Annotated in this window: 13 protein-coding genes; 9 read left to right on the top strand and 4 right to left on the bottom strand. The window is 70.1% G+C overall.

The features are described 5' to 3' along the window. Positions 1-11: 11 nt before the first annotated feature. On the bottom strand, positions 12-1,859 hold the full coding sequence (locus ACIBP6_RS36775; protein ID WP_397058524.1) for a hypothetical protein: 1,848 nt from the start codon (positions 1,857-1,859) through the stop codon (positions 12-14). An 83-nt stretch (positions 1,860-1,942) separates the two neighbouring features. On the opposite strand from ACIBP6_RS36775, the gene ACIBP6_RS36770 reads away from it, so the two are divergent. Beyond that, positions 1,943-3,565: an asparagine synthetase B family protein gene (locus ACIBP6_RS36770; protein WP_397058522.1), complete on the top strand. Its 1,623-nt coding sequence runs from the start codon at positions 1,943-1,945 to the stop codon at positions 3,563-3,565. 279 nt (positions 3,566-3,844) lie between these two features. Then, entirely contained in the window at positions 3,845-5,548 is a 1,704-nt protein-coding gene (gene treS, locus ACIBP6_RS36765) for a maltose alpha-D-glucosyltransferase (RefSeq protein ID WP_132615415.1), read from the top strand. Between the two features lie 48 nt (positions 5,549-5,596). Here treS and ACIBP6_RS36760 read toward each other — a convergent pair whose 3' ends face one another. Genes ACIBP6_RS36760 through ACIBP6_RS36750 form a run of 3 tightly spaced genes read right to left on the bottom strand, consistent with a single transcriptional unit; the run spans position 5,597 to position 9,095 of the window. Beyond that, the gene (locus tag ACIBP6_RS36760; RefSeq protein ID WP_397058520.1) at positions 5,597-7,864 is read right to left on the bottom strand and encodes an ABC transporter permease; all 2,268 of its coding nucleotides are present in this window, start codon (positions 7,862-7,864) and stop codon (positions 5,597-5,599) included. Beyond that, positions 7,861-8,592 (bottom strand): ABC transporter ATP-binding protein, encoded by a 732-nt coding sequence (locus tag ACIBP6_RS36755; protein WP_397058518.1) that lies wholly within the window; start codon positions 8,590-8,592, stop codon positions 7,861-7,863. Before ACIBP6_RS36755 ends, ACIBP6_RS36760 begins: the two co-directional genes overlap by 4 nt. Beyond that, a complete protein-coding gene (locus ACIBP6_RS36750; protein WP_397058516.1) occupies positions 8,589-9,095 on the bottom strand; it encodes a PadR family transcriptional regulator in 507 nt (168 codons plus the stop codon). Before ACIBP6_RS36750 ends, ACIBP6_RS36755 begins: the two co-directional genes overlap by 4 nt. A gap of 132 nt (positions 9,096-9,227) precedes the next feature. Between ACIBP6_RS36750 and ACIBP6_RS36745 the strand changes: the two genes are divergently transcribed. The 7 genes from ACIBP6_RS36745 (at position 9,228) to ACIBP6_RS36715 (ending at position 15,617) form a co-directional block, all read left to right on the top strand. After that, positions 9,228-10,475, top strand: a complete 1,248-nt coding sequence (locus tag ACIBP6_RS36745; RefSeq protein WP_397058514.1) for an ABC transporter substrate-binding protein — start codon at positions 9,228-9,230, stop codon at positions 10,473-10,475. Positions 10,476-10,482: 7 nt separating this feature from the next. Next, complete coding sequence (locus tag ACIBP6_RS36740; RefSeq protein WP_397058512.1) at positions 10,483-11,802, top strand: ABC transporter substrate-binding protein; 1,320 nt, start codon at positions 10,483-10,485, stop codon at positions 11,800-11,802. 12 nt (positions 11,803-11,814) lie between these two features. Then, the gene (locus ACIBP6_RS36735) at positions 11,815-13,194 is read left to right on the top strand and encodes an ABC transporter permease subunit (RefSeq protein WP_397058510.1); all 1,380 of its coding nucleotides are present in this window, start codon (positions 11,815-11,817) and stop codon (positions 13,192-13,194) included. Continuing rightward, positions 13,191-14,090 carry a carbohydrate ABC transporter permease gene (locus ACIBP6_RS36730; protein ID WP_397058508.1) on the top strand — a complete coding sequence of 300 codons (900 nt, stop codon included), beginning with the start codon at positions 13,191-13,193 and terminating at the stop codon, positions 14,088-14,090. The genes ACIBP6_RS36735 and ACIBP6_RS36730 overlap by 4 nt, the downstream gene beginning before the upstream one ends. Before the next feature lie 122 nt (positions 14,091-14,212). Next, complete coding sequence (locus ACIBP6_RS36725) at positions 14,213-14,890, top strand: uracil-DNA glycosylase (protein ID WP_397058507.1); 678 nt, start codon at positions 14,213-14,215, stop codon at positions 14,888-14,890. Between the two features lie 10 nt (positions 14,891-14,900). After that, entirely contained in the window at positions 14,901-15,221 is a 321-nt protein-coding gene (locus ACIBP6_RS36720; RefSeq protein WP_132615407.1) for a hypothetical protein, read from the top strand. A gap of 105 nt (positions 15,222-15,326) precedes the next feature. Beyond that, on the top strand, positions 15,327-15,617 hold the full coding sequence (locus ACIBP6_RS36715; protein ID WP_132615406.1) for an MTH1187 family thiamine-binding protein: 291 nt from the start codon (positions 15,327-15,329) through the stop codon (positions 15,615-15,617). Positions 15,618-15,744: the final 127 nt, after the last annotated feature.

The raw sequence follows: 15,744 nt of genomic DNA, 5'->3' as shown, positions 1-15,744 counted from the left end.
AGCACGGCGGATCAGATCAGCGCGTGGGGCTCGGCCGAGCCGTATTCGACCAGCTGGGCGGCTCCGAGCAACCAGCGGTCCTCGTCGCGCACGCGGACGTAGCCGAACCGGTCGGCCGAGAAGACCTTGATCCCGTCAGTACGGCACTGCCGCATGAGAACCTCGTCCCAGCCCTCGGTGAGGTCGGCGAAGCGCAGCTCGCGCAGCGTGTTGCGGCGGGCCAGCAGGGTGGCGCCGGCGATCTCGGGCACGTACGCGTACTCGGCGTCGGGCTGCTTGAGCAGCGTGGCCTGCGGCTTGCGCAGGTGGGCGTAGTACGCGGCCTTGCCGACGATGTCGGCCGTCGTGAACAGGAACGCCCGCTTGAGGTCGGTCAGGTAGTGGGACCCGTAGACGTCGCGCGGGTCCATGACCGCCACCAGGTCGGACTCGCACAGGTCGAGCCCGGCGTTGAGCATCGCGCCCTCGGTCATCGCGGGGTGCGGCCGGCGGTGCACGACCTCGACGTCGGGCAGCACGTCGCGGGCGCGCAGCTCGGCCTCCGGCGGCCCGATGACGATCACCTGGTCGACGCCCGACTGCTTGGCGACCTGGGCGAGCGCGTGCTCCATCAGGTACGGGTCGATGATCGGCAGCAGCACCGAGGTGGTGAGCGTGGCCCGGGCGCTGGGCAGCCCGATCGCGTCGAGCATCTCGTCGACGCGCTCGCTCATCGTCCCCATCTGGTACGCCCGCCGCAGCGCCACGTGCGCCCGCCGCGAGTCGGCCTCGGTGCCGATGGGCGTGCCGCAGGCGGCGATCTCGGCCAGCCGCCACTGCGGCGTGCCCGGCGGGCAGTCGGCCGCGGCCGGCCAGCGGTAGGACGTCAGCACGTCGGGGTAGGCCAGGTGGCCGGGCAGCAACTGGTCGAGCGTCAGCACCCGGTCGATGCGCCCCCCGGCCAGCGGCAGCGGGTTGTGCACCCGCGGCTGGACGCCGAACTGCAGGCGCGGCCAGGCCACCGACAGGTCGGCGGTGAAGCGGTGCTCGAACAGCTCGGCCGCCTTGGCGTACGCGGAGACGTCGCCCTTGGTGTGCCAGAAGACCGTGCGGATGCCGCGCTCGGCGCACCAGGCCAGCAGCGCCTTGAGGCCCTCACCGGGCTCGCCGGTGATCTCCTCGGCCCACGGGCCCTGCGTGACCGACTCGACGACCAGCAGGTGGGGCACCTCCAGCGGGAGGATCCGGGCGAAGTCGCGCGGCGTGAACCCGGTGGTCTGCCGCCACTCGTAGCGCAGCAGCGCCTCGGCGTGGGGGTCGGCGACCACGGCGGCCGTCAGATGGGGCCGGGTGTTGGGGCCGGTCGGCACCCGGAACGGCTTGAGCTTGAACGAGGCCCCGTTGAGCGTCCTGGTCGTGGCGGTGGCCTGATAGGCGGCGCCGGGGCGCTCGTCCTTCGGCTTGGCGGCGATGGCCACCGGCCTGCGTTTGGGCGCGGTGGGCCGCTTGACCGGCTTGGCCGCGCCCTTGAGGCCCCTGGCCAGGCGCACCGGGTTGTTCTTGCCGCTCTTGATGGCGTCGCCGAGGCGGTTCCAGCGGGCGACCTTGATGGAGGACAGCTTCCAGTTGGCGACCTCGGCCTGGAAGCGCTGCTCGGCCAGCTCCTTCCTGAGCCGGTCCGCGGCGGCCTGCTCGGCGGCCAGGCGCGCCTCGATCTCGCTCAGCCGCTCGGCCAGCATCCTGACCTCCTCCGCGGCCTGCTCGGCGCCCGCCAGCTTGGCCTGGGCGGCGTCCAGCAGCCTGGCCAGCTCGGCCGCGCGCTCGGCCTGGGCGACCGCATCTCGCAGCGCACGCCGCGTGCTCTCCAGCTCCGTGCTCACTGGGACCTCCGCTCTCTCAGCCCGGCAAAGGATACTCTTTTGCGGGAAGCGTCTCGAAGGGATGAGATCCGGTGCAGTTCAACGTGCGACCCTACGTATGCGGCGCTCTCGGCCGGATCGACACCGCCCTCCTCGGCAAACTGACCGCCGCGGGCCCGCGGGTGCGCCCCGCGCTGCAGACCGACGAGGCGGCGCTGTTCAGCTCGACGCCGCTGCCGCCCTACCACCGCGACGGCGCCTCGTACGCGTTCGCGTGGGGCGAGCGCAGGCCGAAGGCCGCCGACGACTGGATCTCGGTCGCGGAGACGTACGAGACGCCGGGGCTGATCGGCGACGGCGACCGGGTGACGCTGCACACCGGCGGGCTTGGCCTGGTCGACGTCTACTACGTGCGCCAGGGCGACGCGGTCTACTTCTCCTCGCTCATCCAGCCGCTGCTGAGCCTCGTGCCGATCGGGATCGACTGGTCGGCGTGGGCCTCGATCCTGCAGGTGACGTTCCCGCTGGCCGAGGCGACGCCGTACACCGAGGTCAAGCGGCTGCCGGGGTCGAGCGCGCTGGCGTTCCGGCACGGCGTGCTCACCACCGAGCGCCGGCTGCCGCGCTGGCTGCGCACCGAGCCGTACGAGGCGTGGATCAGCCCGCACGAGATCGTCCAGCTGCTGCACGACGTCTACGCGGAGTACGACGGCCGCAAGCTGCTCGTCCCGGTGAGCGGCGGCTACGACTCCCGCCTGCTGGCCAGTGTGGCCAAGGCCAGGGGCGCCGACGTCGAGTCGTGGACGACCAGCCCCGACGACGGCACCGACACCGACATCGCGTTCGCCCGGGCGATCACCAGGGAGCTGGGCATCCCCCACCGGGTGATCACCCAGGACGCCGCCGACTACCCGGCCGACGCCGCCGAGGTGGCCCGCCGGCTGGAATATCTGACTCCCCACCACGCTTGGTACGCGCCCTTCGCCAAGGAGGTCCACGGCGCGGGCCGGGTCCTCGTCGACGGGCTGGCCGGCGGGCCGCTGCTGAAGAACTTCATGGTCAGCGGGGCCGCGCTGGAGGCCAGGACGCAGGCCGAGCGCTCGAAGGCCGTGCTCGATTCCCTGTCGCTCGGGCAGCCGTCGCAGCCGTTCCTGTCGAAGGCCGCCGCGCAGTGGATGGACGAGACCGTGCGCGAGCAGTTCGCCGCGGCCACCTCCATGCTCCACGGGCACCGGGCCGAGCTGCCGCTGTCGGTGCTGCACACCCGGACCGTGCGTGGCATCGCGCGCTCGGCGGTCAACCTGGTGGGGCCCGAGGCGTCGTTCGCGGCGCCGTTCATCCACCCCGCGTTCTTCGACGCCGCGCTGTCGGTCGGGGTGGCCAGGAAGGACAGGGGCCGCTTCTACCGCGAGGTGCTCTACGCGGCGGACCCGCGGGTGGCCGCGCTGCCGTCCACCAACGTCGTCAAGCAGCCGCTCCAGCGGGTACCGTTGCGGTCCACGGCGGCGCCTGCCCGAAATTATGCGCACCGCATGTTGGAGACGGTGGTGCGGAGAGTGCCGGGTCTGCTGTCCGACGAGATGCATGAGGTGGTCGCGGCCGGACCCGACGCTCTGACCAGGTTCAACGGGTGGAATGACCGTTTCTGGGTAAGAGGTCTGGTCTTGTTCGGACTGTGGCTGAGTGACGTAGAGAACGACCTCTCGGACCTGACGCCGCCTTTTTAGTGAACTCTGGGTAACAGGGTGATTACGTACCGATCTCGCGGGTATTAACCCTCGCACAGCAGAAGCGGGTTCCGGAGAGCCAACGGGCTGGTAGTGTTCGGCCCGTAAGCGCCGCACAAACGGGCACCAGATCACAAATCCGGTCTCGTTCGAGGGCATGGGGTTCGCAGGGATGACGACCCCACGCGGCGCGGTCACCACATAACAACGCCGGGGAACCGGTGACTTCGTCCTGCCCACATCTCTTCCTGTGAGCGACATATGATCAACGCATCCCCAATGCCGGAGCCGATCTCCGAGGCGTTCGTCTCGGAGGATCCTGCCTGGTACAAGCGGGCGGTGTTCTACGAAGTGCTCGTCCGGGGGTTCAAGGACTCCAACGGCGACGGCACCGGCGACCTGCGCGGTCTCATCGAGAAGCTGGGCTATCTCGAGTGGCTCGGCGTGGACTGCCTGTGGCTGCTGCCGCTGTACGAGTCGCCGCTGCGCGACGGCGGGTACGATATTTCGGACTATATGAAGATCCTCCCTGACTTCGGGGACTTGGGGGATTTTGTCCAGTTGATCGAGAAGGCCCACGAACGCGGCCTGCGGATCATCACCGACCTGGTGATGAACCACACCAGTGATCGGCACCCGTGGTTCCAGGCGTCCCGGCACGACCCCGAGGGGCCGTACGGCGACTTCTACGTGTGGTCCGACCACCCCGGCGGATACCCGGACGCGCCGATCATCTTCATCGGCGCCGAAGAGTCCAACTGGACCTACGACCCGGTGCGCAAGCAGTACTACTGGCACCGTTTCTTCCACCACCAGCCGGACCTCAACTATGACAACCCGGCGGTCCAGGAGGCCATGCTGGAGGTCCTGCGGTTCTGGCTGGACCTCGGCATCGACGGGTTCCGGCTGGACGCGGTGCCGTACTTGTTCGAGCGGGAGGGCACGGCGTGCGCGGGGCTGCCCGAGACGCACGCGTACCTGAAGAAGATCCGCGCGGAGGTCGACCGGCTCTACCCCGACCGGGTGCTGCTGGCCGAGGCCAACGGCTGGCCCGAGGACGTCGTGGAGTACTTCGGCGACCCGACCACGGGAGGTGACGAATGCCACATGGCCTTCCACTTCCCGCTGATGCCGCGCATCTACATGGCGGTCAAGAAGGAGACCCGCGAGCCGATCTCCGAGATCATGTCGCTCACGCCGAAGCTGCCGGAGAACGCCCAGTGGGGCATCTTCCTCCGCAACCACGACGAGCTCACGCTCGAGACGGTCAGCGAGGAAGAGCGCGACTACATGCACAAGGAGTACGCCAAGGACCCGCGCATGCGGGCCTACCTGGGCATCCGCCGCCGCCTGGCCCCGCTGCTCGACAACGACCGCGACCGCATCGAGCTGTTCACCGCGCTGCTGCTGTCGCTGCCGGGCTCGCCGATCATCTACTACGGCGACGAGATCGGCATGGGCGACAACATCTGGCTGGAGGACCGCGACTCGGTCCGCACGCCGATGCAGTGGAGCCCCGACCGTAACGCCGGGTTCTCCTCGGCCGATCCGGGCCGGCTCTACCTGCCCGCGGTCATGGACCCGATCTACGGCTACCAGGCGGTCAACGTGGAGGCCCAGCAGCGCCACGAGGGCTCGCTGCTCCACTTCACCCGCAAGATGCTGGAGATCCGCCGCCGGCACCCGGTGTTCGGCACGGGGGCGTACACGGAAATGTGGTCGTCGAACCCGTCCGTGCTGACGTACGTGCGCGAGGAGCGCGACGACGTGATGCTGTGCGTCAACAACCTGTCGAAGTTCCCGCAGCCGGTGGAGCTCGACCTGCGGCGCTTCGAGGGCATGATCCCGGTCGAGGCGCGGGGCGGGGTGCACTTCCCCAAGATCGGGGAGCTGCCGTACCTGCTGACGCTGCCGGGGCACGGCTTCTACTGGTTCGCGCTGAAGCAGGACGAGAACGAGGAGCAGCCGGTCAGGCTGGGCTAGACCTCCTGGGCTGATCTCATCGCGCCCGCGGCCCGATGGCCGCGGGCGTCAGCGTGCGGTGACCGGCACCTGGGCGCGGGCGGCGCGGCGGGCGGGGATCAGCGCGACCGCGAGAGCCGCGCCCACCGCGACGACCACGGTCACCGCCAGCGTCACCGGCGACGGCGCCCGGCCGATGCCCGCGCCGACGCCGCTGGTGTGGCCCTGCAGGTCGATCAGCGCGGTCACCACAGACGCCCCCGCCACCGCGCCCGCGCCGATCCCGAGCACGACGAGCAGGCCCGTCCCGGTCACCAGCGTGGCCATGACCTGGCGCGGCGTGAGCCCCATCGCCTTCAGCACGGCCAGGTCGAAGGCGTGGTCGCGCAGCCCGAGCGCGCTGGCGGTGAGCAGGTTGGCCAGGCCGATCAGGGCCAGCACGGCGATCAGCGCCACGATCACCACCCGGATGACGGACAGCCGGTCGGCCGGGTTGACCGCGGCCTGCACGTCGAGGCCCTCGGCCGACTCGCCCAGCAAGCGGCCCCGCACCTCCGCCGGGTCGGCCCCCGGCTGGAGCGCGAGCGCGTAGTACGCCGGCGGCTGCGCGTCCTTCTCCGCCAGGCTGTCGAGGCCCAGCGAGAGCACCTCGCCGTCCTGGTCGGGCTCGACGGCGCGGCCGACGATCCGGACGATCAGCGGGGTGCCGCCCACGGTGAGCCGCACCCGGTCGCCGATCTCCACGCCGAGCAGGTCGAGCAGGCCCTGCCCGGCGACGGCCTCGCCCTGGCGGGCGTACATGCGGCCCTCGACCACGGGGAACGGGTACGGCTGCGCCGAGCCGCCGATCGCCCGCACGCGTACGGACCGGGCCTCGCCCGGGGCCAGCGCGTTGACGTCGGTGCCCGGGTAGACGGCGGCCACGTCCTTGTCGCGCTCGGCGATCCGCTGGGCGGCGGCCGGCTCCAGCTTGCCGGGGCGGACGTACAGGGAGGCGTGCTGGCCCACCTGCTCGGGGTGGGACTTGAAGGAGTCGAGCGTGGACCACACGCCCAGCCCGATGGTGATCATCATCATCGGCACGGCCAGGCCGAACGCCGTCAGGAACGCCGGCACCCGGCGGGTGAAGGCGTCGCGGGTGCCGAGGACGAGGGCGGGCGGAAGGCGTACGAGAAGGGCGAGCCGGGCCAGTCTGGACAGGTGGCCGCGCGGCGGGGCGGCCGGCGCGGCCGGGATCGGGGGTGTGCGCCCGCCGCGCCACGCGGGCAGCCCCACGGCCGCCAGCACGACGAGGGCCGTGCCCGCGACGATGGCCAGCACCGGACCGGCGGCGACGGAGCTCGGGCCCAGCATGGCCGCCATGACGCCCCAACCGGTGACCGCGCCGAGCGCGATGCCCAGCAGGCCGAGGGCGCCGTGCTCGACCAGGAGCAGCAGCGCCACCTGGCCCTTGGTGAACCCCATCGACTTGAGCGTGGCCAGGTCGCGCAGCTGGCCCAGCACCCGGCCGCCGGCGGCGTTGGCCAGCGCCAGCGCGGCGGCCACCAGGCCCACGACTCCGAACAGCGCGAGGAGCGTGCCGAGCAGCCGGTTGTCCAGCTCCATCGAGGCCCTGACCTCGCGCCAGGTGTAGACGCGCTGCAGGCGGTCCTCCAGCATGACGACCGCGCGCTGCGAGACGACCTGGGACGCCTCCGGGTCGTCCAGGCGCAGCCCGGTCACCCACTCGCTGCGGGCCTGCACGGGCTCGACCCGGTCGAGCATGACGGGCAGCACGTACGCCAGGCCGGGCGTCCACTCCGGGTAGAAGCCCTGGTCGGCGGAGTCGGCGATGCCGCGCACGTAGAGGGTGTGGCGTCCGCCGTTGAGCGCGATGATCGTGAACGGCGCGCCGATGCGCAGGCCCAGCGACCGGGCGAAGGAGCGTTCGACGACCACGCCGTCGGGCTGGGCGGGGTCGAGCCACCTGCCCTCGGCCACCACCGGGTGCGCCACCGCGGGCGGCGTGGCCGGCATCGCGCGCAGGGCGGCCGGGTCGCGTCTGCCGTCCTGTGCCACGGTGACGGGGGCCGAGCGGTAGGGGCCGGCGGTCTCGGCGACGCCGTCGATGCCGCCGAGCGAGACCTGGGGGCCGTCCTTGGTGTAGATCCAGACGTGGGCGCCCTCGGTCTGGGCGAACAGGCCGCGCCACGGGTTGGTGCCGTCTTCGAGCAGGGTCACCGCGGTGATCAGGGCGGCCACGATGCCGGCCACCGCCAGCACGGTCAGCGCCGCCGGCCCCTTCCTGGCCCGCAGGTCGGCCCTGACCCACCGGCTCCCCGCCCTGGTGGTGCTCATCTCAGGTCGATGACCTCTCCGGCGGTGCCGGTGCGGCGGCGGCGGACGATGCGGCCGTCGTCGACGATCTCGCCGTCGAACAGCGACACCACGCGGTCGGCCAGGCTGGCCACGCGGGCGTCGTGGGTCACCATGACGATCGTCTGGCCGTCTTTGTGCACGTCGCCGAGCAGGCGGAGCACGTCGCGGGTGTTGCGGCTGTCGAGATTGCCGGTGGGCTCGTCGGCGAGTAACAGCGCGGGCTCGTTGGCCAGCGCCCTGGCCAGCGCGACCCGCTGCTGCTCGCCGCCGGAGAGCTGCGCGGGCGCGGCGTCGGCCCGGTCGGTGAGGTTGAGCGCCGCCAGCAGGCTCTCCCTGCGCCGGCGGGCCACCTTGGGTGAGGCCCCGGACAGCAGCGCGGGGAGCTCGACGTTGTCGCCGACGGTCATGTTGGCGACGAGGTTGAAGAACTGGAACACGAAGCCGATCTTCTTGCGCCGCAGCAGCGCCCACGCGCTCTCCGACAGCGTGTCGACGCGCTTGCCGTCGAGCCAGATCTCGCCGCTGGTGCGGGTGTCGAGGCCGCCGAGCATGTGGACGAGCGTGGACTTCCCCGAGCCGGACGGCCCCATGACGGCGACGAACTCACCCGGCTCGACCTGCAGGTCCACCCCGCGTACGGCCGGCACGGGGACCGCGCCGTCCTGGTAGATCTTGACCAGATTGACCGTTTTTGCGACGGCGTTCACGCGAGGTCCTCCTGACACCGTTCGAGCCAGTCGAGGTCGGCCTGCAGGTGCAACATGGCGCCCTCGATGAGCAGCATCGCCACCCGGTCGGCGGGCGGGGTGCGGGACAGCAGCTCGTTGAGGTCGCCCATGAGCGACAGATAGTGGCGGCGCTGCCGGTTGATCAGGGCCATCCGGTCGGCGATGCCGGTGAGCGGGGCGAGCACGAGCTTCATGAAGAACTCGTCGCGCACGCGGGGGCCCTCGGTGGGCTCGTCGACCCAGATCTCGAGCACCTCGCGGCCCTTGGCGGTCAGGTAGTAGACCTTCTTGTTGGGCCGGTTGGACTGCTCGACGTCGACCGCCCTGACCAGGCCGTCCTTCTCCAGCCTGCCGAGGGTGACGTATATCTGCCCGATGTTGGGGGAGGGATAGGCGCTGCCGAAGGTCTGCTCCAGCGCCTGTTTCAGCTCGTAACCGTGCGCCGGCTCCTTCGCCAGCAGCGCCAGCAGGTGAAGCCGCACCGCCCCACCTCCCCGCGTTGTGTTACGCATGCGTTACGGAGTTATCCGTTGACCTACAGATTACAGGTGTGCATAACATAAATGCATCTACCTAACACGTATGTAAAACAGTCTGAACACGGAGGAAACAGCGTGCTTCGCCCGCTTTCCCTGCTGCTGGCCGTCACACTCGCGGCCGGCTGCGCGGCAGCGGGTGACGAGGGCGGCGGCGCATCCGGTACGGGCGGAACAGGGCCCATCACCTTCGCCACCGGCCGCGACACCACGGCGTACCTGCAACCCCTGCTGGACCGCTGGAACCAGGCCCACCCGGCCGAGAAGGTGACGCTGCTGGAGCTGCCCGAGGCCGCCGACGAGCAACGCGCCCAGATGGTGGCCAACCTCCAGGCCCGCAGCAACCGCTACGACGTGCTCGGCCTGGATGTGATCTTGACCGCCGAATTCGCGGAGAACGGCTGGATCATCCCCCTGGAGCGCGGGCTGTTCCCGCTCGACAGGTTCCTGCCGCCCGTCGTGGAGACGGCGATCTACAAGGACAAGCTCTGGGCCGTCCCGTACACCAGCAACGCCGGGCTGCTCTACTACCGGACCGACCTGGTGGACAAGCCGCCCAGGACGTGGTCCGAGCTACGCGACCAAGCACGCAAAATCACGAAAAAGCACGACATTGGAGGCTACGCCGGGCAATTCCTGGCGTACGAAGGGCTCACCGTCAACTTCTCCGAGGCCGTGCAGTCGGCCGGCGGCGAGATCGTCAGCCGCGACGGCACCGAGGTCGCCCTCGACCCGGCCACCGGCGGCACCGCCCTGGAGTTCCTGCTCCAGGGCGTACGCGAAGGCTGGATCCCGAAGGAGTCGCTGAGCTACAAGGAGGAGGAGTCCCGCCTGGCCTTCCAGGAGGGCCGGCTGGCCTTCGCCCGCAACTGGCCGCACGCGTACGGCCCCGCCAAGGCCGAGCTGGGCGACAAGGTGGCCGTGACGCGGCTGCCGGGCCTGAACGGGCCGGGGTCGAGCACGCTCGGCGGCGCCAACCTCGCCGTCAGCGCCTTCTCCAAGCACCAGCAGACCGCGCAGGAGTTCATCCGCTACTTCACCAGCCTGGAGAACGAGCGGCGGGTGCTCACCGAAGGCTCCTTCCCGCCCGTGTGGACGGAGCTCTACGACGACCCCGAGCTGATCAAGCGTTTCCCCTACCTGCCCGTGCTCAAGGAGAGCATCCTGACCGCGAAGGCACGGCCGGTGAGCGCCAACTACAACCAGCTGAGCCTGGTGATCGCCAGTTCGGTCGCCAAGGTGCTCGGCGATCCCACCCCCGAGTCCGCCGACGACGTGGCGGCCTCGATGAAGTCCGAACTCGAAGAAATCATGAGAACTCAGTGAGGCAGCCATGCGAAAAGGCAGAGCAGCAGCGATCCTGGCCGGGCTCGCGGTAGCCGTCGCCGCCTGCGGCAACGCGCCGACCACCACGGCGCCCACCGGCTCGGCGTCGGCTCCGGCGAGCGGAGGCGCCAAGCCGCTGGAGGGCGTGACGCTGGAGGTGGCCGCCAAGTGGACGGGCGCCGAGCAGAAGAACTTCGAGCAGGTGCTCAAGGCCTTCTCCGACAAGACCGGCGCCAAGGTGACGTACGCCTCCACCGGTGAGGACACCGGGGCCTACCTCGGCCCGCGCATCCAGGGCGGCAGCCCGCCCGACGTGGCGATCCTGCCCCAGCCGGGCCTGGTGCAGCAGTACGCCGACCAGGACGCGCTCAAGCCGCTGAGCGACGAGGTCATCAGCGAGATCGACGCCAACTACACCCCGTACTGGAAGGAGCTCGGCTCCGCCGACGGCCAGGTCTACGGCGTGCTGATCAAGGCGGCGCACAAGTCGCTGGTCTGGTACCGCGGCCAGGCGTTCGAGGACGCCGGCGTGCAGCCCCCGACCACGTGGGACGAGATGGTGACGGCCGCGCAGACCGTCGCCGACTCCGGCACCCCGCCCTTCTCCTTCTGCGGCGCCTCCGGCTGGACGCTGACCGACCTCTTCGAGAACGTCTACCTGTCCACCGCCGGCCCGGAGAACTACGACAAGCTCTCCAAGCACGAGATCCCGTGGACCGACCCCACCGTGACCACGGCGCTGGAGAAGATCCAGCAGATCGTCAAGAACGACTTCCTGGTCGACGGCACCTCCGGCACCATGCAGACCGACTTCCCCACCTGCGTGAGCAAGGTCTACGGCACCGACGACGCCGCCATGGTCATCGAGGCGGACTTCGTGGCCGTCGAGGCCGTCCAGTCGGGCGCCAAGGTCGGCGACGAGGCGAAGTACTTCCCCTTCCCGAAGGTCGGCGACACCGCCCCCGTCGTGCTCGGCGGCGACGTCGCCGTGGCCATGAAGGACTCCCCCGGCGCCATGGCGCTGCTGCAGTTCCTGGCCTCCAAAGAAGGCGGTGAAATCTGGGCCAAGCTGCCCGGCTACCTGTCGCCCAACAAGAACGTCTCCCCCACCAACTACCCCGACGAGCTGACCAGGCAGCTGGGCCAGACCATCGTCTCGGCCGGCGACGCCGTCCGCTACGACATGTCCGACCTGGCGCCGAGCGCCTTCGGCGGCACCGACGGCAAGGGCGAGTGGAAGGTGCTGCAGGACTTCCTGCGCGACCCGAGCGACATCAAGGGCGCTCAGGAAGCGTTGGAGTCCGAGGCCGTCAAGGCCTGGAAGTAAAGAGGTAAGGCCGTGACCGAACGGTTGGACGGCCGGCAGGCCCCGCCCGCGGACGCCGCGGGCGGGCCCTCCACCGGACCGGCTGCACCCCCCAGCAAGAAATCACGCCTCGGCCCCTCGCCGGCGGTCGCCATCGCCTTCCTCCTCCCGGCCGCGCTGCTGCTGGGCATCTGGGTGGTCTACCCGATCGTCTACTCCCTGTTCCGCAGCCTGTTCGACGCCACGGGCCAGGGGTTCGTGGGGCTGGGCAACTACGCCACGATCTTCACCGACTCGGGCATGCTCACCACGATCCGCAACAACCTCATCTGGGTGGTCGTCGCGCCGATCGTGGTCACCACGCTGGGTCTGATCTTCGCGGTGCTGACCGAGCGCATCCGCTGGGCGACCGCGTTCAAGCTGATCGTCTTCATGCCGATGGCGGTCTCGCTGATGGCGGCCGGCGTGATCTTCCGCCTCGTGTACGAGGAGAACCCGGACCGTGGCGTGGCCAACGCCATCCTCACCACCGTCCACGACACGTTCTCCTCCTCGCAGGGCTATCCGGAGGCCCGCCCGCGCGAGGGCGACCAGTCGCCGATCACCGACCAGGACGGCGCGGTCGTCACCAAGCAGCCGGCGCAGGCGGGACAGCCGGTGCTGATCCCGATCGTCGGCGTCCGACAGGAGTTCATGCCCGGTGACGCCCAGCCGGCGCGGGCGCCCGCGGGCGGCGACGGCCTGGCCGGGACGGTCTGGTTCGACTTCACCCCCGGAGGCGGGGGCGTGAACGGCGCCGTGGACGGCTCGGAGCGCGGCCTGCCCGGCATGACCGTGGAGGCGGTGGGGAGCGGCGGCGAGGTCGCCGCGACCGCGACGACGGCCGAGGACGGCACTTTCCGGTTCGAGGGGCTCCCCGCTGGCTCCTACACCGTACGGCTGCCGCAGTCGAACTTCGAAGCCTCGTACGGCGGGCTGACCTGGCTCGGGCCGACGCTCATCACGCCCGCCATCATCGGCGCGTTCGTCTGGGTGTGGGCCGGCTTCGCCATGGTCCTGATCGCGGCCGGGCTCGCGGCGATCCCGCGTGACGCGCTGGAGGCGGCCCGCATCGACGGCGCCTCGGAGTGGCAGGTGTTCCGCAAGATCACCGTCCCGCTGCTGTCGCCGGTGCTGCTCGTCGTCTTCGTGACGATGATCATCAATACGCTGAAGGTGTTCGACCTGGTCTTCATCATCGCGCCGGCCTCCGTGCAGCCGCAGGCGAACGTGGTGGCGCTGGAGATGTGGCGGGTGTCGTTCGGCGGCGGGGGCAACCAGGGCCTGGGCAGCGCCCTCGCGATCTTCCTGCTGATCCTGGTCCTCCCCTTCATGATCATGAACATCCGCAGGTTCCGGAGGGGAGACTCATGACCACCGCGACAGTCCCGGCCCCGTCGAGGCTGGAGGCGGGGGCGCCCCGCAGGGGCCTGGCGGGCAGGATCGTCGACCGCCTGGGCAGCGGCGTCGTGCAGGTCGTCATGGTCGTGCTCGGCCTGTTCTGGCTGGTGCCGACTCTGGGCCTGCTGGTCGTCTCGCTGCGCACCACGCAGGTCAACAACGCCGAAGGCTGGTGGACGGTCTTCACCAAGCCGGCCGAGCTGACCATCCAGAACTACGCGAACCTGCTGGGCAGCGGCTTCACCGCCTCCTTCTGGAACACCGTGCTCATCACGGTGCCGACGACGATCCTGGTGATCGGCATCGCGGCCATGGCGGGGTACGCGTTCGCGTGGATGGACTTCCCCGGCCGCGACACCGCGTTCCTCGTGGTCGTCGGGCTGCTCATCGTGCCGATCCAGATCGCGCTGATCCCCGTCGCGAGCCTGTACGGCGGCGCCGGCATCTTCGGCACGATCCCCGGCGTGGTGCTGTTCCACGTGGCGTTCGGGTTGCCATTCGCGATCTTCCTGCTCCGCAACTTCTTCGTCGGCATCCCCGCCTCGCTGCTGGAGGCGGCCAGGATGGACGGCGCCTCGGAGTGGAAGATCTTCGCTCAGGTGGTGTTCCCGCTGGGCAAGCCCGCCATCGCCTCGCTGGGCATCTTCCAGTTCCTGTGGGTGTGGAACGACATGCTGATCGCGCTGGTCTTCGCCGACACCGGCAACCAGCCGATGACCAAGTACCTGCAGTCGCAGATGCGGCAGTTCGGGTCGAACGTCGACATCCTCTCGTCCGGCGCGTTCATGTCGCTGGTCATTCCGCTGGTCCTGTTCTTCGCCTTCCAGCGGTACTTCGTCCAGGGCATGATGGCCGGCTCCGTCAAGTGACCTGGCGGGCGCCCGCCTCCCGAGAGGGGGGCAGGCGGGCGCCCGCCCTGTGATCATTCCGGTACGGCTTGAACCGCCGTTTCGGCAACAAGCCGTACCAGACCTGGCTAAGCTCATCGGCCATGGCCGGTCGTCCACTGAACGAAGTCGTCGAAGCAGGGTGGGCTCGCGCGCTCGAGCCCGTCGCAGAGCAGATCTCCTTCATGGGAGAGTTCCTGCGGAAAGAGATCGCCGAGGGCCGGCAGTACCTGCCGGCCGGGCCGAACGTCCTGCGGGCGTTCAACCAGCCCTTCGACGAGGTCAAGGTGCTGATCGTGGGGCAGGACCCGTACCCGACGCCCGGCCACCCCGTCGGGCTGTCGTTCTCGGTGGCGCCCGACGTGCGACCGTTGCCCGGCAGTCTGGTCAACATCTACAAGGAGATGGAGACCGACCTCGGCCTGCCCCGGCCGTCCAACGGCGACCTGACGCCGTGGGCCGAGCAGGGCGTGCTGCTGCTCAACCGGGTGCTCACCGTGATGCCCGGCAAGCCCGCCTCCCACCGCGGCAAGGGCTGGGAGCAGGTCACCGAGCAGGCCATCAAGGCCCTGGTGGGGCGCGACAAGCCGATGGTGGCGATCCTGTGGGGCCGCGACGCCCGCAACCTCGCGCCCATGCTCGGCAGCGTGCCGCGCGTCGAGTCGGCGCACCCGTCGCCGCTGTCCGCGCGCAGCGGGTTCTTCGGCTCCCGGCCGTTCAGCCGCGCCAACGAGCTGCTCATCCAGCAGGGCGCGGCTCCCGTCGAGTGGAAGCTGCCCTAGCATCGTCGCCATGAGTGATGAACCGAAGTTCCTGCGCCTCACGGTCGAGCTGACCGTCGAAGTGCTCGACATGGAGGCGCTGCAGGCCGCGGCGCTGGCCGAGATCAGACACCCCGACGCCGACCTCAGCGACGAGGAGCGTACGGAGCAGGCCGAGCTGGTCGCCTCCGACGACACCGGCGCCTCGGCGTTGCAGTGGCTGATCGAGCCTGACCACGTGCTGCAGCTCGTCGACCACATCGGCGAGATCGAGCCCCGCGAGGCCGTGCTCGGTGTCGAGCCGTCGGAGGGGCTGAGCGAAGAGGACGACGAGGAGCACGACCACGCGTGACGCGTACGCGGTGAGGTAGGGCGGCGGCCACGGCGTTCAGACGTCGTGGCTTTTCGCTGCCTTGACTAAGATCGGAAGCCTCCGGATCGCGCGAGAGGGCAGCCGATGATCGTCGCATTCTCCATCACCCCGCTGGGCGTCGGCGAAGGGGTCGCCGAGCCCGTGGCGCGCGCCGTCAAGGTGGTCCGTGACAGCGGCCTGCCGAACCGTACGGACGCGATGTTCACCACGATCGAGGGCGAGTGGGACGAGGTCATGGACGTCGTCAAGCGGGCCGTGGACGCCGTGGCCGAGGTCGCGCCGCGGGTGGGCTTGGTGTTGAAGGCCGATATGCGTGCGGGCGTCACCGACGGGATGACCTCCAAGCTGGAATCCCTGGAACGCCACCTGCCCTGATATTTCACGACAGCGGTGCCGGTCGGCCGGCGCCGCGTCCACTCTTGCCGCTCTGGCTCTACTTTCGAGATATGTCTTGAAAGCCTCTCCGACGCGACATATCGTGTTGCACCACTAGACGCGATAG

It is taken from the genome of Nonomuraea terrae (assembly GCF_044465245.1).
GTDB lineage: Bacteria > Actinomycetota > Actinomycetes > Streptosporangiales > Streptosporangiaceae > Nonomuraea > Nonomuraea terrae.
The sequence above is the reverse complement of the archived record's forward strand: the minus strand, read 5'-3'. Positions and strand labels throughout refer to the sequence as shown.